Source organism: Streptomyces sp. NPDC027189, from assembly GCF_055566975.1.
The window spans coordinates 429,260-448,689 of the sequence record NZ_JBVHRI010000006.1 but is presented as its reverse complement, the minus strand read 5'-3'; the positions used below and the strand labels follow the sequence as shown (position 1 = coordinate 448,689).

Genomic DNA, 19,430 nt, shown 5'->3' with positions numbered 1-19,430 from the left:
GGGGCTCTTTCGTGCGTGCGGAGCGACGGCCGCGCAGGTCGGCGGCGGTTTGTCACGGAACAGCAACACGTCCCGATTCCCGCGATCTTTTCCGGAACTCCCACCCATCCAACCGGTCGACGTGCCCCCGTGGGTCGGCGCGTCGACGGGACGCGAGCTCCGGCCACCCGGCCGCGGCCGTGCCGAGGAACCGAGGAACTGGGGATCGATCATGAGCGGCATCTCACGCAGGCGGCTGCTGACGGCGACGGCATCGGCGGGCGCGCTCGGCGCGCTCTCCGCCTGTTCCGCCGAGGGGTGGTCCGTCGGGGGCGACAGCGCGGAGGGCAAGCCCACGGCACAGGCCCGGCCGACCAAGCTGATCGGCGACGGGTCCACCGCCGACACCGGAGCCCAGCCCAGGCAGCCGAAGGCGGAGCGGCTGAAGCCGGGCGAGCGCCCGCCGCAGTTCGTGGTCTTCTCCTGGGACGGCGCGGGCGAGCTCAGCAACGAGCTGTTCTCCCGCTTCCGCAAGGTGGCCGCCGACCACGACGCCTCGATGACGTTCTTCCTCAGCGGCATCTACACCCTGCCCGAGTCGAAGAAGCACCTCTACAGCCCGCCGCAGCACCCCGTCGGCGCGTCCGCGATCGGCTACCTCGCCGACCGGCACATCCACGCCACCCTTCAGCAGGTGCGCGCGGCCTGGCTGGAGGGCCACGAGATAGGCACCCACTTCAACGGTCACTTCTGCGGCGCGAACGGCGTCCGCCGCTGGTCCTCCGCCGAGTGGCGCAGCGAGATCGACCAGGCGACGCGCTTCGTCACCGAGTGGAAGACCAACACCGGCTTCACCGACCTCGATCCGCTCCCCTTCGACTACCGCAAGGAGCTGATCGGCGGCCGCACCCCCTGCCTGGAGGGCCAGACCGCCTTGCTGCCCACCGCCGCCGAGCTCGGCTGGAAGTACGACGCCAGCTCTCCCGGCGGCCTCCAGATATGGCCCGGCAAGGTGCAGGGCGGCAGGATCTGGGATTTCCCGCTCCAGTCGATTCCCTTCTCCGGCCACTCCTTCCAGGTCCTGTCGATGGACTACAACCTGATGGCCAACCAGTCGAACGCGAACCCTCTCGGCGACCGCGCCCAGTACGACACCTGGCGCGCCCAGGCCCGCGACACCTACCTCGCCGGTTTCCGCCGCGCCTATGAGAGCAATCGCGCGCCGTTCTTCGTCGGCAACCACTTCGAGCGGTGGAACGGCGGTATTTACATGGACGCCGTCGAGGAGGCCGTCGAGCGGATCGCCGCCTACGACGACGTACGCATGGTCTCTTTCCGGCAGCTCGTGGAATGGCTGGAGGCTCAGGACCCGGCGGTCCTGCGGAAGCTGCGCACGCTCACCGCCGGTCAGTCGCCCCTCGGTGGCTGGGCGGAATTCCTGGGCACGGCTGCCGCGCCGTCGGGCACCGCCGGGTCGTGACGACTCACCGGTGGCCTCCTTGGCCTCCCCCGTAACCGGGGCCGTAACCGCCGTACCCATACCCATCGCCGTACCCATACCCATCGCCATAGCCATAGCCGGAGCCGTACTGCCCGTCTCCCGGGCAGTAGTAGTAGGGGTAGTAGCAGTAGTCGTACGTCGGAGCAGGGGACGACGGAGTCGGGCGCGGTGTGGACGGCGTCGCCGAAGGCCTGTGCCTGGCGGTCGCCGGCGGTGTCGTCGAGGGCTTGGCAGGGGCCGGGGTCGAGGGCGCCGTCGATGCATGAGTGGAGTCCCAATTGACCACCTCCAGCTGGAGCGAGGGCGCGGAGGTGTCGAGGATCCAGTGCTGGACCGCCTCGTCCTTGCGGAGTTTGAGGACGAGTGCCGCCTCGCCCTTGGCGGCGAGTGCGAGAGCCAGGTCCTGGTTCCAGCGCGGCACCAGCGTGCCCTGGAGGGTGAAGTCGTAGCGCACGTTCTTGGTGCCCGGCTGCGACTTGCCCGAGCAGGGGGCCAGTTGGACCGAGTAGCCCAGGTGGGAGTCGAGGCAGAGGTCGGGGTCGGCCACGTCGCGCAGCAGCCCGTCCGCCTCGTACGACCACTGCTGGGCCGACTTCGAGGTGCACGAGGTGAGTTCGGTCTCCGCGCCCTTGGCCGGCTTCTTGCCGACGATGCCGATGCACAGCCCGGTCGCGGCATTGCGCAGCCTGCCCCGCATGGTGCCGTTCGACGGGTCGCCTGACCCGATCCAGGACGGGTTCGCGCCGGGGACCGTGCCCGAGCCGGCACTCGGCGCTTCCGAGGAGCCGGTGCCGTCGGCCGTGCCGCCCTCGTCACCGGAGCTCGAACCGGCCGCCCACAGGACCAGCGGGACCAGGATGAGCGTGCTCACGGTCAGCACGCCGAGGGCGACGTTGCGGCGGCGCGGGGCGCGCCGGGGGGCCTTGTGCGTCTTCGCCCTGTGTGTCGGCGGGCGGGAGTCCGCCGGCTGAAGGCGTGGCGCGCTGCGAGCGCTTGGAGGGCGAGGGGCATCCGCGGGAAGGGGGAACGCTCCGTACGGGTCGGCCGGCTCGGCCGTCGAACCCCCGGTGGCCCCGGTGGCCCCGGTGGCCCCGGACGATTCCGTCACCTCCACGATCGCGGTGGCGCGTCCCGGGCGGGATTCGAGATAGGCGCGGGCATTCCAGCCGAGCACAGCTTCGGCCAGCGGGAGGGCCAGTTGGCCGTTGAACTGGTTCAACTGGTCGGCGGCATGGCGGCAGTGTGCGCATCTGGCCATATGACCCCGCAGATCGGGGTCGAGGTCGACGCCGCCCCGCCGCAGGGACACGTCCAGCATGCGGTTGTAGCGGCGGCACTCCTGCTCGGGGGCCAGTTCACGATGGATCTCCAGGCAGCCCTCGCGCAGGCGTTCGCGGGCCCGTCTCAGTTCTGTCGGGGCGTCCTCGACGGCGAGGCCCAACAAGGCGGCGGGCACCTCGAGTTGCTCGGCCTCGGCCTCCGCGTGCCACAGCAGACAACGGGCCGGCCCGGGGAGCCGCTGGAACGCCCGGGACAGCAGGCGTCTGCCGTCCGGCGGGAGGAGTCGCGCCGCGGCCCGGTCCTCGCGGTCCGAACCGGCGAGCAGCTCGGGACGGAGCAGCTCGCGCCGCTGGTCCATGAGCCACTCGGCGGCTATGCGGCGGACGGTGACCAGCAGGTGCGGCCGCCATGCCGACGTGGGCCCGGTCTGCCGCAGCGATTCCCCGAACAGTCGGGTGAATGAGGCCGTGGTGAGCATTCCGGCGGGGCGTACACCGTGAGTGCACAGGCTTGCGTAAGAGAAGACCGCTTCCCAGTGGCGGTCCAGGAGTTCTCCGACGGGATAGTGCGCGGGCGTGTTCCCCGGGCTCTTCTTCAGGTCTGCCGCGAGCCGCTCATCCGAGACCTCGAACAAGCGAGCGGGGGTTGGGGAATGAGACAGGGGTGCATCATTCACGTCCGCTTTCCTCCCAAAGGCAACACAGGAATTAGTCCATACCAATGGGTATGTAGACCGCCCGACGGACCGGAGGGCCTACCCATGGGGGGGTTGCGCCGCGAACGACCGCCTCGGGCAGCTCTTTTGAAGCAAGGGGTGAACGGGCGCACCGCGACGTGCAGAAGGAAGCGAATATTGTCTGCACGCCAACAAGGCACACCTTTGCACAGGGCACCGAGCCGGAACAAGCGATCTCGGCATTTTCCCTATTGCCTCGCGAGCCCGGATATTGACTGAACGTCAGCAAGGCTCGCAAATGAAATTCGGAATCCCGTCGCCGCCACGAACCGACACAGAACTCCCCACATTGGGAGCGCTCTCCCGGTTCAGCCGAGCGCGCCGCCCGCCCGCCATTCCTCCCAGCTCATGTTCCAGCCATTGAGGCCGTTGTCCGGCGACACGGTTTCGTCGTGGGAGTTGACCACCTCCACCACGTCACCGACGAGGGAGTTCTCGTAGAACCAGTAGGCCGGCGTGCCGGTGTCCTTCGCGCCCTGGGTGTCGTGCAGGCCGACACAGCCGTGGCTGACGTTCTGCGCGCCGAAGGTGGAGACGGGCGACCAGCAGTTGCCGTGGACGAAGGTGCCGGAGGTGGTCAGACGCATGGCGTGCGGGACATCGGGGATGTCGTACTCGCCGCCGAAGCCCACGGTGGAACCGTCCATCCGCGTCTGCGGATACTTCTCGGAGATCACCATCCTGCCGTTCCACGTGGTGTGTTCGGGCGCTCCTGAGGTGATGGGAATGGTCCGCACCGCGCGGCCTTCCCGCCGTACGACCATGGTCTTCTTCTCGGCGTCGACCAGGCTGGTCTGGTTGCGGCCGACAGTGAAGGTGATGTCCTTGTGCTGCACGCCGTAGCGGCCGGACGCACCTTCGACGCCGCGCAGCCTGAGGGACAGCGTCCTTGGTGCCGGTCGGCCAGTACTCCTCGGGGCGGAGGTCGAGGCGGCTGTCGCCGAACCAATGGGCGGCGATCTCGACGCCGGCCGTGGAGGTCACGGACACCGCCTTCTCGACGGCTTCCTTGTCGGTGATGGCGTGGTTGAAGTTGAGGGAGACCGGCATGCCGACACCGACGGTGGAGCCGTCCTCGGGGGAGAAGTAGCCGACGAGGGTGGCCTCGGGCGCGATGGTGGTGAAGGTGGTGTTGGCCAGCGCCTCGCGACCGCGGGTGTCGGCGGCGACGGCGCGCACGGAGTAGCGGGTGGACGGGGAGAGCCTGCCGTCCGGCGTCCAGCGGGTGCGGTCGGCGGAGAAGGTGCCGGACATGCGCGTGCCGTCCTCGGCGGTGACCGCCACCGACGTGAGCGTGCCGCCGCGCACGGAGACGGAGAGCGCGCCCTCGACCGCCGTGTTCGCCGCGCCGGTCTTGGGCGCGACCGTGACTCGGGCCGTCGAAATGGCCGACGGCGAGGGCGAGTCGGAGGCTTTCTTGGTGCCGGACGTGCCGGACGTACAGGCGCTGACCACCGAGGCGCAGATAACGGCGAGCAGGGACCGTCTGCCCAGCCGCCGGGCTGTCGCGGTCGGGGAGGTGCGGCGGCTGTGGTCGTCATTCACGTGGAAATCCTTGGTCAGCGCCCCGAAGGCCGAGTCGGGGAAGGCCCCGCGCACCGACACGAGGCCCCTGGAGCCGTCGCTTGAACACTAAAGCACTCTCTTTAAGGTTCAAGTAAACTCCAGCCTGTGGTCCTGCGTCCGAACACCCCGCCGGCGGATCAGTGACCGCTGATCGCCCGAGGCGTGTACGGCTGCTCCAGCTCCTCGATCTCCTTGTCCGTCAGCTCCAGTTCGAGGGATGCGATCGCGTCCTCGACGTGGTGCGGCTTGGTGGCGCCGACGATGGGCGCGCTCACGGTGCTCTGGTGCAGCAGCCACGCGAGGGCGACCTGCGCGCGGGGCACCTGGTGCTCGGCGGCGATGCGGGCGACGGCGTCGACGATCTCGCGGTCGCCCTCCTGGTAGAGGTTCTTGCCGAACTCGTCGGTCCGGCTGCGCGTCGTGACCGTGTCCCAGTCACGGGTGAGGCGGCCGCGGGCGAGCGGGCTCCAGGGCAGTACACCGACACCCTGGTCCGCGCAGAGCGGCAGCATCTCGCGCTCCTCCTCTCGGTAGAGGAGGTTGTAGTGGTTCTGCATCGAGACGAACCGTGTCCAGCCATTCAGCCGGGCCGTGTACTGGGCCTTGGAGAACTGCCAGGCGTACATCGAACTCGCCCCGATGTAACGGGCCTTGCCCGCCTTCACCACGTCGTGCAGGGCCTCCATCGTCTCCTCGACGGGAGTGGCGGGGTCGAAGCGGTGGATCTGGTAGAGGTCGACGTAGTCGGTACCCAGTCGGCGCAGGCTGTTGTCGATCTCCGTCATGACCGCCTTGCGGGACAGGCCACGCCCGTTGGGGCCGTCGTGCATCGCGCCGTTCACCTTGGTGGCGATGACGATCTCGTCGCGGCGCGCGAGGTCGGCGAGCACCGGGCCGACGATCTCCTCGCTGGTGCCGTCGGAGTACACGTTCGCCGTGTCGAAAAAGTTGATCCCGGCCTCCAGCGCCTGCCGGATCAACGGCCGTGACGCCTCTTCGTCGAGGGTCCACTCGTGGACGCCTCGGTCGGGAAGGCCGAAACTCATGCAGCCCAGGCAGATCCGGGAGACGTCCAGGCCCGTCGAACCGAGCTTCACGTACTGCATGCTCTCTCCTGCTCTCGCTGGCGGTGGGGTCGGGCACTCCGACGACCTGATCCTTGCCCGCCACGGGCGGCCCGAAGCCCTACTCCACGGGGCCTTCCACGTCGTCGTACACATGCGCGGCAGTGATCAGGCCGTCGCCGCCCCGCGTGTAGACGGCCAGGCCCGCCTGCGGCGGCAGGTCGGCGTCGCCCCAGCGATCGCAGATGTACTCGAACGCGCTGCGGGTGCCGTCCTCCGTGACGGTGCACAGCTTGAGCGGGATGCCGCCGCCCGCGGAGAAGAAGCCCTTGTAGAAGTCGGCCAGCACCGAGGTGCCGACATGTCGGTGGGCGTCGCCGGACGGCTCGCGGAGATAGCCGTCGGCCGCGAAGGTGGCGACGACGTCGGCCACGTCGCCCTCGCCGAGGGCCGTCTTGTAGGCGCCCACCACGTCCGCGGCGTGCGCGTCCGGGTCGGGCGGCAGCAGCGGGGAGCGTACGACGTGGTGGCCGAGCAGCGGCCACCGGGAGTGGTAGATCCGTACGGGCAGCGCGGACGCCGGTTCCACGGCGACGCCGACGGGAAGCCCGACGCGCTGGCCGTCCGAACCGTTCAGGTGCACCACCCATTCGCCCACGGCCCGCTTCTCGGTGAACGTGGTGGCGACCGGCTCAATGTCCACGCGGTGTTCCGCGCGCCATTTCTCCTGTTCGGCGAGCCAGGCATCGAGGACGACCACGCCACTGATACGGCCGGCTTCCGGGTCGTCGAGCGCGACGGGGACGGTGGCCGCGATCGGGTCGCGCAGGGCGGCGGCGAGGTCGGCGGCGCCGAGTCGGTCGACGAGGTCGGCGATCTGCGGGATCCAGACCATGGGGGCTCCAGAGAAGTGTGCGGCGGTCCTCTTGGCATCGTGTGCCCGGACGGGGCGGGGCGCGACCTCAGCGGCGTAGGCCCGCGGCATCCGAGGCCCGGGTGCGGGGCCTCCCGGGAGACTTCCGCGCCGGTCGGACGGGCCGACCGCCGGACGGGCGGTCCCGTGGTGCGGCAGGCCGCACCACGAATTCGGGGGCCCGGTTCCTCGTGGCCACGAACGCGCGACGGGATCGTAGGGGGCGGAACTCGCGCGGACGGCGCCTCACCAGCGCGGACGGCGCCGCACCGCCCGCGACGCAGCAATGGAAGCCGCGGAGGCATCCAGACGTTGACGCCTGAGACGTCAGAGACCAGTTCTTCCGGAGCAGCCATGTCGAACCAGCAGAGTCGCGAACCCCACCAGGCGCAGGGTTCCCGTGTGGACGCGACGCGGTTCTCCGTACTCGACCGCTCGCGCACCCGCGAGGGGCACCAGGTGACCGAGGCCCTGCGCGACACCGTGCGGCAGGCCCAGGATCTGGAGAAGCTCGGCTACCACCGGATCTGGGTCTCGGAGCACCACGGGGTGCCCGGCGTCGCCGGGTCCGCGCCCACGGTGCTGGCCGCCGCGGTCGCCGCCGCCACGCGGACGATCCGGGTCGGCACCGGCGGTGTCATGCTGCCGAACCACCAACCCCTCGTCGTGGCCGAGCAGTTCGGTGTGCTCGAGTCCCTGTTCCCGGGGCGGATCGACATGGGCCTGGGCCGCTCCGTCGGTTTCACGGACGGTGTGCGCAGTGCGCTCGGGCGGGACAAGGACGACGCCGAGGACTTCGCGGCCCAGCTCGACGAACTCCTCGGCTGGTTCCGCGGCACATCTCCGACCAGCGTGCACGCGCGCCCCACGGAAGGTCTGACCGTGCCGCCCTTCGTGCTCGCCCTGGGCGAGGGCGCCACGATCGCGGCACGGGCGGGACTGCCGATGGTCATCGGGGACCTCAGGAACCGGGAGAAGATGCGGCGCGGCATAGATCACTACCGCGCGACCTTCCGCCCGTCCGTCTGGGCGCCGGAGCCGTACGTCGTGGTCTCCGGCACCGTCGCGGTCGCCGCAAGCCCGGAGGAGGCGCGCCGTCTGCTGCTCCCGGAGGCCTGGTCGATGGCGTACTCCCGCACGCACGGCACGTTCCCGCCGCTGCCGCCCGCCGAGCGCGTCGAGGCCCTCACCATGACCGCCAAGGAGCGCGGCTTCTACGAGTCCGGCCTGACCGGCCACATCGTGGGTACCGAGGATCAGGTCGCCCACGAGCTGGAGACCCTGATCAAGGAGACCGGCGCCCAGGAAGTGCTGGTCACGACCAGTACGTACGACCGGGACGCGCTCCTGGACTCCTTCCGGAGACTCGCCCGGGTCGCGGGACTGACCACGACCTAGAATCGTGGGGTTTGCCCCGCGCCCCACTGATGTCCAGGCCTCCGGCCGCCCACAGGAGTCCCGCCAATGCCCAGCCCCCACGACTCGTACGTCCGCGTCCGGGGCGCCCGTGAGCACAACCTCCAGGGCGTGGACGTCGACATCCCGCGTGACGTTCTCGCGGTCTTCACCGGCGTCTCCGGCTCCGGAAAGTCCTCGCTGGCCTTCGGGACGATCTACGCCGAGGCGCAGCGGCGATACTTCGAGTCGGTCGCCCCGTACGCGCGGCGGCTGACCCACCAGGTAGGGGCGCCGAAGGTCGGGGAGATCACCGGGCTGCCGCCCGCGGTCTCGCTTCAGCAGCGCCGCTCGGCACCCACCTCACGCTCGTCCGTCGGTACGGTCACCAATCTCTCCAACTCGCTGCGCATGCTGTTCTCGCGGGCGGGCGACTATCCGCAGGGCGCCGAGCTGCTGGACTCCGACGCGTTCTCGCCCAATACGGCGGCCGGCGCCTGCCCCGAGTGCCATGGTCTCGGTCAAGTGCACCGTACGACCGAGGAGTTGCTGGTCCCGGATCCGCTGCTGTCGATCCGTGAGGGGGCGATCGCCGCGTGGCCGGGCGCCTGGCAGGGCAAGAACCTGCGGGACATCCTCGACACGCTCGGGTACGACGTGGACCGGCCCTGGCGCGAGCTGCCCGCCGAGGAGCGGGAGTGGATCCTCTTCACGGACGAGCAACCGGTGGTCACCGTGCATCCGGTGCGCGATGCCGAGCGGATCCAACGCCCTTACCAGGGCACATACATGAGCGCACGGCGCTATGTCATGAAGACCTTCTCCGACACGAAGAGCCCGACGCTCAGGGCCAAGGCCGAGCGGTTCCTGACCAGCGCTCCGTGTCCGGTGTGCGGCGGCAGCCGGCTGCGTCCCGAGGCGCTGGCGGTGACGTTCGCCGGACGGAACATCGCCGAGCTGGCCGCGCTGCCCCTGGCGGAGCTGGCCCGCCTGCTGCACGGGACCACCGAGGCCGCCAGGATCCTCACCGAGGATCTCAGATCCCGTATCGCGCCCGTCGTCGAGCTCGGCCTCGGCTATCTCAGCCTGGACCGGGCGACTCCCACCCTCTCCGCGGGCGAACTCCAACGGCTGCGTCTGGCAACGCAGTTGCGCTCCGGACTCTTCGGAGTCGTGTACGTCCTGGACGAGCCGTCCGCCGGACTGCACCCGGCGGACACGGAGGCCCTGCTCACGGTCCTGGAGCGGTTGAAGTCGGCGGGGAACTCGGTGTTCGTCGTGGAGCACCATCTCGATGTCGTGCGCGGCGCCGACTGGCTCGTCGACGTCGGGCCGCGCGCCGGGGAGCACGGCGGGCGGGTGCTGCACAGCGGTCCGGTGGCGGAGCTGGCCGCGGTCGAGGAGTCGGCCACGGCTCGCTTCCTCTTCGACCGCTCCCCCGCTCCGGTGCGCGAAGTCCGGTCACCGCGCGGACAGTTGAAGATCGGTCCGGTCACCCGGCACAACCTGCGCGGGGTCACCGCCGAGTTCCCGCTCGGTGCGTTCACCGCGGTGACCGGGGTCTCCGGCTCCGGCAAGTCCACACTGATCGGCGAGGTGACGGAGGACCTGGCGGGCGTCGGACGTCTCGTCTCCGTCGACCAGAAGCCCATCGGCCGCACCCCGCGCTCGAACCTGGCGACCTACACCGGGCTCTTCGACGTCGTGCGCAAGGTCTTCGCCGCGTCGGACGAGGCGCGGCGGCGCGGCTACGGCGTCGGGCGGTTCTCCTTCAATGTCGCCGGCGGTCGCTGCGAGACCTGTCAGGGCGAGGGATTCGTCAGCGTGGAGCTGCTCTTCCTGCCCAGCACCTATGCGCCGTGCCCCGACTGCGGAGGGGCGCGCTACAACCCAGAGACACTCGAAGTGACGTACCGGGGACGGACCATCGCACAGGTTCTGGACCTGACGGTGGAGGCGGCGGCGCGGTTCTTCGCGGAGACGGACACCCCGGCCGTCGCGCGCAGCCTCAGCACCCTCCTCGACGTGGGCCTCGGCTATCTGCGACTCGGCCAGCCCGCCACGGAGTTGTCCGGTGGCGAGGCCCAACGCATCAAGCTGGCCAGCGAGCTGCAGCGGGTACGTCGTGGGCACACCTTCTATCTGCTCGACGAGCCGACGACGGGGCTGCACCCGGCCGACGTCGAGGTGCTGATGCGCCAGCTGCACGGTCTGGTCGACGCCGGCCACACCGTCGTGGTCGTCGAGCACGACATGAGGGTCGTCGCGGGCGCCGACTGGGTGATCGACCTGGGCCCGGGCGGGGGCGACGCGGGCGGGCGGATCGTCGCGACGGGGCCTCCGGGCGAGGTGGCGCGGGCGCAGGGCAGCACGACGGCTCCGTATCTCGCCCGCGCGCTCGCTCCCGTCCTCTAGGCGGACATGACGTGCGGGTCGTCCTGCGTGTGCCGCCCGCCCTGTGCGGCACGGGCCAGACCGCGCCGGTCGATGTGATCGCCGGGTGCGAGTACGGGCAGCACCCGCACCTCGGCGACGAGCGCGCCGGCCGAGACGACCCGCCATACGGAGGCGAGCAGCGAGTCGCTCCCGACGAACGCGGGCGCGGTGCTCGCCGTGCCGTCGGCGAGCCGGTAGTGGATGCGCACGGGCTGGACGGGCACGTCGGCGTCGAGCGCCGCCTGGAAGACGGCCCGCCGGAAGTGTCCCTGGGCCCGGCCGCACCAGGTGCTGCCCTCGGGGAAGGCGACGACGGCCGCTCCGCCGCGCAGGGCGTCCGCGATCCGCTGCACCGTGCCGGGCAGGGCGCGGAGCCGGTCGCGTTCGATGAACAGGGTGCCGCCGCGGGCGGCCAGGACGCCGGCCACAGGCCAGCCGCGGACCTCGGTCTTGGCGAGCATGCGCGCCGGGCGGACGGCGGCGAGCAGGGGGATGTCCAGCCACGAGATGTGGTTGGCGACGATCAGCAGTCCCCCGGTGGGTGCGGCGGCCCCGGTGAACCGCACCCGTACGCCCGTGGCGCGGACCACGGACCGGCACCAGCGACGGATCCACCGGTCACGCGCCGTCGCGCGCAGCCGTCCGACGAGCGGGGTCAGCGCGACGCCGACGAGGACCAGCACCAGGACCGAGGCGAGCCGCGCCGCGGCGCGCGGCACGGCGGCCCAGGACGCCGTGGAATCCACGCAGCTGTGCGGGGAGCAGGGCGCGGTGGGCAGCCACGCGCTGGTCGGCGGGGCGGGGCGAGCCGCGACGGGACGCGGCGCCGCGGACACCGTCGCGGTGTCCGCGAGCGCAGCCCCGCGCGGGCCGGGCAGCGCCGCCCCGCCGAAGCGGGGGCGGCGCATGACGGACAGCCGCGGCGCTCCGGTGCGAGGGGTGCTCATCAGGCCGGGACGAGCGAGAGGAAGTGCCGCAGATAGCGCGGGTTGACCCGGCGCATCGACAGCAGCACGTACAGGTCGGCGACACCGAAGTCGGAGTCGTGGGCCGGCTGGCCGCACACCCAGGCGCCGAGCCGGAGGTAGCCGCGCAGCAGCGGGGGCAGCTCCGTCCGCGCGGGCCGGGCGACGCCCTCCGCGTTCCAGGGCAGCAGCGGACGTACGCGGTACTCCTCGGGCGCCAGGTGCTTCGCCTGGACGCGGTCCCAGGTCCCGGCCGCGAGCGCGCCGCCGTCGGCCAGCGGAATCGAGCAGCAGCCCGCGAGCCACTCGTGGCCGCCGTCGACCATGTACCGCGCTATCCCGGCCCAGATGAGCCCGATGACCGCGCCGTCGCGGTGGTCGGGGTGCACGCAGGAACGGCCCACCTCGACCAGCCCGGAGCGGATTCCGGCCAGCGGCCCGAGGTCGAACTCGCCCTCCGAGTACAGCCGTCCGGCGATGGCGGCCCGCTCCGGCGGCAGCAGCCGGTAGGTGCCGACGACCTGGCCGCTCACCGTGTCACGGACCAGCAGGTGGTCGCAGTACGCGTCGAACGGGTCGATGTCGAGGCCCGGCTGCGGGGTGGACAGGAGGGCTCCCATCTCCCCCGCGAAGACGTCGTGCCGCAGCCGCTGGGCGGCCCGCACGTCGGCCTCGTCACGGGCGAGGGAGACCGTGTAGCGGGTGGGGGCCACGGGCTGTGGGGGGCTGTCGAGGGTGGAAACGCCGGTCATGGCACTCTCCTGGTCACGGGCCGGTTCGGCAGTGCGGCGGCAGACCGTGTCGGTGCGGTCTGTGCGCTCCTGTTCTTCCGACGCCGGTTGACCTGCACGTGACCGTGGCCAGGAGGTGGGATGTGGGGATGTTGAATGCCGGGGGATCGGCGTCCGTCGGACGGCGACGCCAACGGCTGCGCACCAGCCCCAGGGCGAACAGCACGCCTCCGGCCAATTGGGCGGGGTGCCTGGCGGGACCGGGGTGAGCACCACTTCCGGTCCCGCCCGTCCGCACCTTCTCGGCGAACGCTTTCCTGAAAGGACGCGGCTGGCAGGAGCGCCCAGAAGGTGCGCGGGGGAACTCGCGACCAGCCACATCCGGCCCGCGGCCGGACAACCGCCCGACCGGCGGAGCGCTAACGCCGCCCGGCCTTACGCGTAGCCCGCAGCCACTCCTTGTTCATGCTGGTGATGGAGAACAGCGGGATGCCCTTCGGGCAGGCGGTCGCGCACTCCCCGGTGAGGGTGCACCCACCGAACCCCTCCTCGTCCATCTGCGCCACCATGTCGAGCACCCGGGTCTCCCGCTCGGGCGCGCCCTGCGGCAGCACGTTCAAGTGGTTGACCTTCGCCGAGGTGAACAGCATCGCCGCGCCGTTCGGACAGGCCGCCACGCAGGCTCCGCAGCCGATGCACTCGGCGTGCTCGAAGGCGAAGTCCGCGTCGGGCTTCGGCACAGGCGTCGCGTGGGCCTCGGGCGCCGCGCCGGTCGGGGCGGTGATGTAGCCGCCGGCCTGGATGATCCGGTCGAAGGCCGACCTGTCCACCACCAGGTCCTTCACGACCGGGAAGGCCGAAGCCCGCCACGGCTCGATGTCGATCGTGTCGCCGTCCTGGAAGGACCGCATGTGCAGCTGACAGGTGGTGGTGCGCTCGGGCCCGTGCGCGTCGCCGTTGATGACGAGCGAGCACGCGCCGCAGATACCCTCGCGGCAGTCGTGGTCGAACGCGACCGGATCCTCGCCCTTGAGAATGAGCTCTTCGTTGAGGGTGTCGAGCATCTCCAGGAAGGACATGTCGGCCGAGATGCCGTCCACCTCGTACGTGGACATCGCTCCGTCGGCGTCGGCGTTCTTCTGTCGCCAGACGCGCAGGGTGAGCTTCATGCGTAGCTCCGCTGAGTGGGGTGAACGTACTCGAAGACCAGGTCTTCCTTGTGCAGGACGGGCGCGTCACCGGTGGCGGTGAACTCCCAGGCGGCCGCGTACGAGAACTCCTCGTCTTTGCGGGCGGCCTCGCCGTCCGGCGTCTGGGACTCCTCACGGAAGTGCCCGCCGCACGACTCGGACCGGTGCAGCGCGTCGAGGCACATGAGCTCGGCGAGCTCCAGGTAGTCGACGATGCGGTTGGCCTTCTCCAGGGACTGGTTGAACTCCTCACCCGTGCCCGGGACTTTGAGGCGCCGCCAGAACTCCTCGCGGATCTGCGGGATGCGCTCAAGTGCCTTGCGCAGCCCGCTCTCGGTGCGGGCCATTCCGCAGAACTCCCACATGAGTTCGCCGACTTCGCGGTGGAAGGAGTCGGGCGTGCGGTCGCCGTCGACGGCGAGGAGCAGCCGCAGCCGGTCCTCGGTCTCGGCCAGCACCTCCTGGACGGCGGGGTGTTCGTCGGTCACCTTTTCGTGGTGCGGGTTACGGGCGAGGTAGTCGTTGATCGTCGACGGGAGTACGAAATAGCCGTCGGCCAGGCCCTGCATCAGGGCAGAAGCGCCGAGCCGGTTCGCGCCGTGGTCCGAGAAGTTGGCCTCGCCGATCGCGAACAGGCCCGGGATGGTGGTCTGGAGGTCGTAGTCGACCCACAGTCCGCCCATCGTGTAGTGCACGGCGGGATAGATCCGCATCGGGACCGTGTACGGGTCCTCGGCGGTGATCCGCGCGTACATGTCGAAGAGGTTGCCGTACTTCTCCTCGACCTTCGCCCTGCCCATCCGCCGGATGGCGTCGGCGAAGTCCAGGTAGACGCCCTGGCCGCCCGGGCCCACTCCCCTGCCCTCGTCACAGACGTTCTTGGCGGCGCGGGAGGCGATGTCGCGGGGCACGAGGTTGCCGAAGGACGGGTAGATGCGCTCCAGGTAGTAGTCGCGCTCGTCCTCGGGGATCTCGTTCGGCGGGCGGGTGTCGCCCTTGGCCTTCGGGACCCAGATACGGCCGTCGTTGCGCAGCGACTCGCTCATCAGGGTGAGCTTGGACTGGTGGTCGCCGGTGCGCGGGATGCAGGTGGGGTGGATCTGGGTGAAGCAGGGGTTGGCGAAGTAGGCGCCGCGCCGGTGCGCCCGCCAGATCGCGGTGGCGTTGGAGTTCATGGCGTTCGTCGAGAGGTAGAAGACGTTGCCGTAGCCGCCGCTGGCGAGGACCACCGCGTCCGCGTAGTACGTGTCGATCTTCCCGGTGATCAGGTCGCGGGCCACGATCCCGCGCGCCCGCCCGTCGACCACGATCAGGTCGAGCATCTCGGTCCGGGGATGCATCTCGATGTTGCCCGCGGCGATCTGCCGGGACAGCGCCTGGTAGGCGCCGAGCAGGAGCTGCTGGCCCGTCTGGCCCCGGGCGTAGAACGTCCGGGACACCTGGACGCCGCCGAAGGAGCGGGTGTCGAGGAGACCGCCGTACTCACGGGCGAAGGGCACGCCCTGCGCGACGCACTGGTCGATGATCTCCACCGAGATCTGCGCCAGCCGGTGGACGTTCGACTCGCGCGCCCTGAAGTCGCCGCCCTTGACGGTGTCGTAGAAGAGCCGGTGGATGGAGTCGCCGTCGTTGCGGTAGTTCTTCGCCGCGTTGATGCCGCCCTGCGCGGCGATCGAGTGGGCGCGGCGGGGCGAGTCCTGGTAGCAGAACTGCACGACGTGGTAGCCCTGTTCGGCGAGCGTGGCACCGGCCGAACCACCCGCGAGGCCGGTGCCCACGACGATCACCGTGTGCTTGCGCCGGTTGGCGGGGTTGACCAGCTTGGCCTCGAAGCGGCGGGTGTCCCAGCGCTCGTTGACCGGGCCGTCCGGGGCCTTGCCGTCGACGACCGGGTCCCCGGACGCGTACTCGGTGTATGCGGTCATGTCAGCTCACCACTCCAGTCGTGACACCGACGGGTACGGAGATGAAGCCCGCCGTGAGCACCAGCGCCAGGACGTTGGCGACAGTCTTGAGGGCGCGGTCGCGGGTGCGGCTGCCAGCGCCCAGGGTCTGTGCCGCGCTCCAGAAGCCGTGCCGGATGTGCAGGCCGAGCGCGAGCATCGCGACGATGTAGATGACGTTGCCGTACCAGGTGGAGAAGGTGTCCACGACGTTCTGGTACGGGTGGCCCTCCTGGAAGCCGCCGGAGTGCACGGTGCCGGTCGTCAGGTCGAGGATGTGCCAGACGATGAACAGGCCGAGGATGATGCCGCCCCAGCGCATGGTCCGCGTGGCGTAGCTCGCCCGCGGCTTCGTGTGGACGTACTTGCTGGGGCGCGCCTTGAAGTCGCGGCGGCTCAGCTGGTACGCGGAGACGGCGTGCGCGACGACGGCGACGACCAGCACCACGCGGATGAGCCACAGCGTCCACTCGTAGTGCATGAAGGGTTCGCCGACGGTGCGAAGCCAGTGCCCGTAGTGGTTGAACTCGCCCGCCCCGAAGTAGATCTTCAGATTGCCGATCATGTGGGCGACCAGGTACAGCACCATGATCAGTCCGCTGACGGCCATCACGGTCTTCTTGCCGACGGAGCTGTTCCACACGGTGCGTGCCATGGACGGCCGTCGGTCCGTCCGCGTTGCCAGAGCCATGTCACGGAACGCTAGGACCCCAAGGGCCGATCGGTCCAAGACATGCTCCGGCTCGATTCCATAGGTGTCGACTATCGTGGCTGATGTGCAGTTCCAACAGCTCCAGTACTTCGTGGCGGTCGCCGAGACCCGGCACTTCACCCGGGCCGCCGATCTCGTCCATGTCGCCCAGCCGTCCCTGTCCCAGCAGATCAAGGCGCTGGAGCGGGAGTTGGGGGCTGATCTGTTCCTGCGGGCGCGCGGGAACATCACGCTCACGGACGCGGGCGAAGCGCTGCTGCCGCTGGCCCGGCGCATCCTGGCGGACGCGGACACGGCCCGGCACGAGGTGCAGGAACTGGCCCAGCTGCGCAGCGGCCGGGTCCGCCTCGGCGCGACCCCGAGCGTGTGCACCGGTCTGCTCCCCGACGTGCTGCGCGCCTTCCACGACCGCTATCCGGGTATCCGGCTGCTGATCGAGGAGGGCGGTTCGCACGATCTCGTACGAGAACTCGCGCGCGGCGCCCTCGATCTCGCCCTGGTCGTCCTGCCGCTGCCCACACCGTCCCCCGCACTGACCACGGTGGAGCTGCTGCGCGAGGACCTGGTGGTGGTGTCGTCGCCGGACGCGACCGCGCCGGGCCGCGGCCGCACGGTACGGATCGCCGACCTGGAGGGCGAGCGTCTTGTCATGTTCCGGCACGGCTACGACCTGCGAGAACTGACCGTCGCCGCGTGCCGCGCCGAGGGCTTCGAACCCGACTTCGCCGTCGAGGGCGGCGAGATGGACGCCGTGCTCGGCTTCGTCCGGGCAGGGCTCGGCGTGGCCGTCGTACCCCGCATGGTCGCGACCCGGTCCGGGCGGGGGCTGCGGGTGACACCACTGGCCCGGCCCGGGCTGCACCGGACGATCGCGCTGGCGCATCGCAGCGATGTGGCTCCGCCGCGGGCTGCCCGGGAGCTGCAGCGAATGCTGCTGGAGCGCTGACCGCCTGCCCGGCCGGGTCGTCACCGGGTCGGAATGAAGCCCCCGTCAATGACCAGGTCGCTGCCGGTGATGTTGCGGGCGCGGTCGCCGGCGAGGAAGAGGACCAGTTCGGCGACCTCCTCCGGCTGGGAGAAGCGGCCGGTGACCGCGGCGCCGGCGGCCCGTGCCACCACCTCGTCGGGGGTGATCCCGGCGGCGGCAGAGACGGTCGCGGCCACGCCGTCGCCGCCCAGCCACAGCTCCGTCTCGACCGGGCCCGGACTGACGGTGTTGACCCGGATGCCCTGGGGGCCGACCTCCTTCGACAGCGCCTTGGAGAAGGCGACCAGGGCGGCCTTGCCCGCGCTGTAGTCGATCACCAGGGGGTCGGGCAGGGTGGCGTTGACCGAGGCGATCGTCACCACCGAGCCCCGGCCGGCCTCCAGCATCAGCGGCAGGGCGGCGCGGGTGACCCGTACGGCCGTCAGCAGGTTCAGGTCGACGGTGCGGGCCCAGTCCTCGTCGGTGACCGAGAGGAAGCCGCCGGTGCGGGCCGGGGCCGAGCCGACATTGTTCACCAGGACGTCGATCCGGCCGTCCGCCGCCGCCACGAGTTGTTGAGCGGCGTCGGGTTCGGTGAGGTCGATGGGCACCCAGGTGACGGTGCCCTGCTTGATCAGCGCGTCCAGGCCCGGTGAGGTGGTGCGGGATCCGGCGACCACCGTCGCCCCCGCCCCGGCCAGTGCCGCGGCGACGGCCAGTCCGATGCCCTTGCTGGCGCCGGTCACGACCGCGGTCCTGCCCTGAAGTTCCGTGCTCATTCGTCTCGACTCCTTCGTTGCGACACCCGGCCACCGGGCGCCGATTGGATGTATGTCCCGTCAGGCGCGTGTTGCGTCACGGCCTTGGACGTCCTGGTCGGCCAGCCACTGGAGGGCGTACTCGGCCACGGTCCGCCAGCCGTGGCCGACAACCAGGAAGTGGCCGCGGTAGGGGAACGGCTTGAGGTCGGTGACCGCCGTCGAATCGCCGTAGAGCTTGTACGCCGAGCGGGTCACCACGTCGGGGACGGTGTGATCGGCCTGGCCGGAGATCATCAGCAGCGGTCCGCGTTGCCCACGCCCAGCAGCTTCTGCGCGATCAGGCCTCCGAAGGAGTGCCCGATCAGCACCGGCCGGCGGTCGAGGGCGCGGATGTTCCCGGCGTAGTGGTCGGTGACCTCGTCGATACCGAGCCCGGCGACGGCCTCGGCGCGACGTCGCGCCTCGGTGACGGTGGCCGCCTCGCCGGGCCGGCCGGGCCAGCGGCGTGTAGCCGTGCTCGTCGGCCAGGTCGGTCCAGGGCTGCCACGAGGTGGCGTGCAGCCATGGACCGTGGATGAGAGCGAGGGGTGTGCGCGGGTCGGACATGGCCTTCTCCTGGACTGCTCAGGGCCGCCCGCCGGTGGCGGCGCGCTGCATCCAGATTCCGACGGGAGTCAGGGGTACCGAATCAGTCGCATGACTGCGGTGCCCGACTCACGCGGCTCAGGCGTGTTGCCACGGTGTCCGGCCCACACGACACAGCCGTGCGACCACAGTGACCGGCCCACACGACACAGCCGTGCAACCACAGTGACCGGCCCACACGACACAGCCGTGCAACCACAGTGACCGGCCCACACGACACAGCCGTGCAACCACAGTGACCGGCCCACACGACACAGCCGTGCGACCACAGTGAGCGCCACACGCTTCTGGTTTCGGTACCGACCCACGCCGCGTCGGCCATCATGCTCGGCTCACTCCCGGTCGGCAACGCTTCCGGTCTCCGCCATCGTGTCGCGCAGAGACGCCCGCGAAGAGATGCCGGGCTTGGGGGCAGGTCCTTGTCGTCGTCCGTCACCTCGACCGTGTTGATGACCTGGACCGTGCAGTTCGTCAGGTCGACGGTCTCCTGCGAACAGGTCACCGACCATGCGGGGGTGTGGGCCGAGGCCGGCGTGGCCGTCAGCCCGACCCCGACGGCGGCCGCGGCGGCCGCCGTCGCCTAGGCGGCCGGGCGGCGCCACACGCGGCGGTTGCTGCCGAGGTGTCGCGGGCCCGTAGCAGCCG

General features: G+C 70.7%; 15 protein-coding genes and 1 pseudogene. 5 read left to right on the top strand and 11 right to left on the bottom strand.

Annotated features, from left to right (window positions below; all coding sequences use genetic code 11):
* Positions 1-211: 211 nt before the first annotated feature.
* Complete coding sequence (locus ACZ4RZ_RS18100; protein ID WP_467745636.1) at positions 212-1,459, top strand: polysaccharide deacetylase family protein; 1,248 nt, start codon at positions 212-214, stop codon at positions 1,457-1,459.
* Positions 1,460-1,463: 4 nt separating this feature from the next.
* Here the strand turns inward: ACZ4RZ_RS18100 and ACZ4RZ_RS18095 are convergent, their stop codons facing one another.
* The 4 genes and pseudogenes from ACZ4RZ_RS18095 to ACZ4RZ_RS18080 all read right to left on the bottom strand — a co-directional run bounded on the left by ACZ4RZ_RS18095 (position 1,464) and on the right by ACZ4RZ_RS18080 (position 7,022).
* On the bottom strand, positions 1,464-3,437 hold the full coding sequence (locus tag ACZ4RZ_RS18095) for an RICIN domain-containing protein (RefSeq protein WP_467745635.1): 1,974 nt from the start codon (positions 3,435-3,437) through the stop codon (positions 1,464-1,466).
* Positions 3,438-3,805: 368 nt separating this feature from the next.
* A pseudogene (locus ACZ4RZ_RS18090) lies at positions 3,806-5,042 on the bottom strand (L,D-transpeptidase).
* A gap of 158 nt (positions 5,043-5,200) precedes the next feature.
* Positions 5,201-6,169 carry an aldo/keto reductase gene (locus ACZ4RZ_RS18085; RefSeq protein WP_467745633.1) on the bottom strand — a complete coding sequence of 323 codons (969 nt, stop codon included), beginning with the start codon at positions 6,167-6,169 and terminating at the stop codon, positions 5,201-5,203.
* 79 nt (positions 6,170-6,248) lie between these two features.
* A complete protein-coding gene (locus ACZ4RZ_RS18080; RefSeq protein WP_467745632.1) occupies positions 6,249-7,022 on the bottom strand; it encodes a nuclear transport factor 2 family protein in 774 nt (257 codons plus the stop codon).
* Positions 7,023-7,394: 372 nt separating this feature from the next.
* Between ACZ4RZ_RS18080 and ACZ4RZ_RS18075 the strand changes: the two genes are divergently transcribed.
* Both ACZ4RZ_RS18075 and ACZ4RZ_RS18070 read left to right on the top strand, forming a co-directional pair.
* Positions 7,395-8,438: an LLM class flavin-dependent oxidoreductase gene (locus ACZ4RZ_RS18075; protein WP_467745630.1), complete on the top strand. Its 1,044-nt coding sequence runs from the start codon at positions 7,395-7,397 to the stop codon at positions 8,436-8,438.
* A gap of 66 nt (positions 8,439-8,504) precedes the next feature.
* The gene (locus tag ACZ4RZ_RS18070) at positions 8,505-10,850 is read left to right on the top strand and encodes an ATP-binding cassette domain-containing protein (RefSeq protein WP_467745629.1); all 2,346 of its coding nucleotides are present in this window, start codon (positions 8,505-8,507) and stop codon (positions 10,848-10,850) included.
* Here the strand turns inward: ACZ4RZ_RS18070 and ACZ4RZ_RS18065 are convergent.
* The 5 genes from ACZ4RZ_RS18065 to ACZ4RZ_RS18045 all read right to left on the bottom strand — a co-directional run bounded on the left by ACZ4RZ_RS18065 (position 10,847) and on the right by ACZ4RZ_RS18045 (position 16,355).
* Complete coding sequence (locus ACZ4RZ_RS18065; protein ID WP_467745627.1) at positions 10,847-11,818, bottom strand: lysophospholipid acyltransferase family protein; 972 nt, start codon at positions 11,816-11,818, stop codon at positions 10,847-10,849. The genes ACZ4RZ_RS18070 and ACZ4RZ_RS18065 overlap by 4 nt on opposite strands.
* Positions 11,818-12,588, bottom strand: coding sequence for a GNAT family N-acetyltransferase (locus ACZ4RZ_RS18060; protein WP_467745626.1), 771 nt, complete (start codon positions 12,586-12,588; stop codon positions 11,818-11,820). The genes ACZ4RZ_RS18065 and ACZ4RZ_RS18060 overlap by 1 nt, the downstream gene beginning before the upstream one ends.
* Before the next feature lie 398 nt (positions 12,589-12,986).
* Complete coding sequence (locus tag ACZ4RZ_RS18055) at positions 12,987-13,736, bottom strand: succinate dehydrogenase/fumarate reductase iron-sulfur subunit (protein WP_467745625.1); 750 nt, start codon at positions 13,734-13,736, stop codon at positions 12,987-12,989.
* Positions 13,733-15,682, bottom strand: coding sequence for a fumarate reductase/succinate dehydrogenase flavoprotein subunit (locus ACZ4RZ_RS18050; RefSeq protein WP_467745623.1), 1,950 nt, complete (start codon positions 15,680-15,682; stop codon positions 13,733-13,735). The genes ACZ4RZ_RS18055 and ACZ4RZ_RS18050 overlap by 4 nt, the downstream gene beginning before the upstream one ends.
* Position 15,683: 1 nt before the next feature.
* A complete protein-coding gene (locus ACZ4RZ_RS18045) occupies positions 15,684-16,355 on the bottom strand; it encodes a succinate dehydrogenase (RefSeq protein WP_467745622.1) in 672 nt (223 codons plus the stop codon).
* Positions 16,356-16,476: 121 nt separating this feature from the next.
* Between ACZ4RZ_RS18045 and ACZ4RZ_RS18040 the strand changes: the two genes are divergently transcribed.
* On the top strand, positions 16,477-17,358 hold the full coding sequence (locus ACZ4RZ_RS18040) for a LysR family transcriptional regulator (RefSeq protein ID WP_467745806.1): 882 nt from the start codon (positions 16,477-16,479) through the stop codon (positions 17,356-17,358).
* A gap of 20 nt (positions 17,359-17,378) precedes the next feature.
* On the opposite strand, the gene ACZ4RZ_RS18035 is transcribed toward ACZ4RZ_RS18040, so the two are convergent.
* Positions 17,379-18,158, bottom strand: a complete 780-nt coding sequence (locus tag ACZ4RZ_RS18035) for an oxidoreductase (protein WP_467745620.1) — start codon at positions 18,156-18,158, stop codon at positions 17,379-17,381.
* 60 nt (positions 18,159-18,218) lie between these two features.
* Positions 18,219-18,434: a hypothetical protein gene (locus tag ACZ4RZ_RS18030; RefSeq protein WP_467745618.1), complete on the bottom strand. Its 216-nt coding sequence runs from the start codon at positions 18,432-18,434 to the stop codon at positions 18,219-18,221.
* 800 nt (positions 18,435-19,234) lie between these two features.
* Here ACZ4RZ_RS18030 and ACZ4RZ_RS18025 point away from each other — a divergent pair.
* Positions 19,235-19,369, top strand: coding sequence for a hypothetical protein (locus tag ACZ4RZ_RS18025; protein ID WP_467745617.1), 135 nt, complete (start codon positions 19,235-19,237; stop codon positions 19,367-19,369).
* Positions 19,370-19,430: the final 61 nt, after the last annotated feature.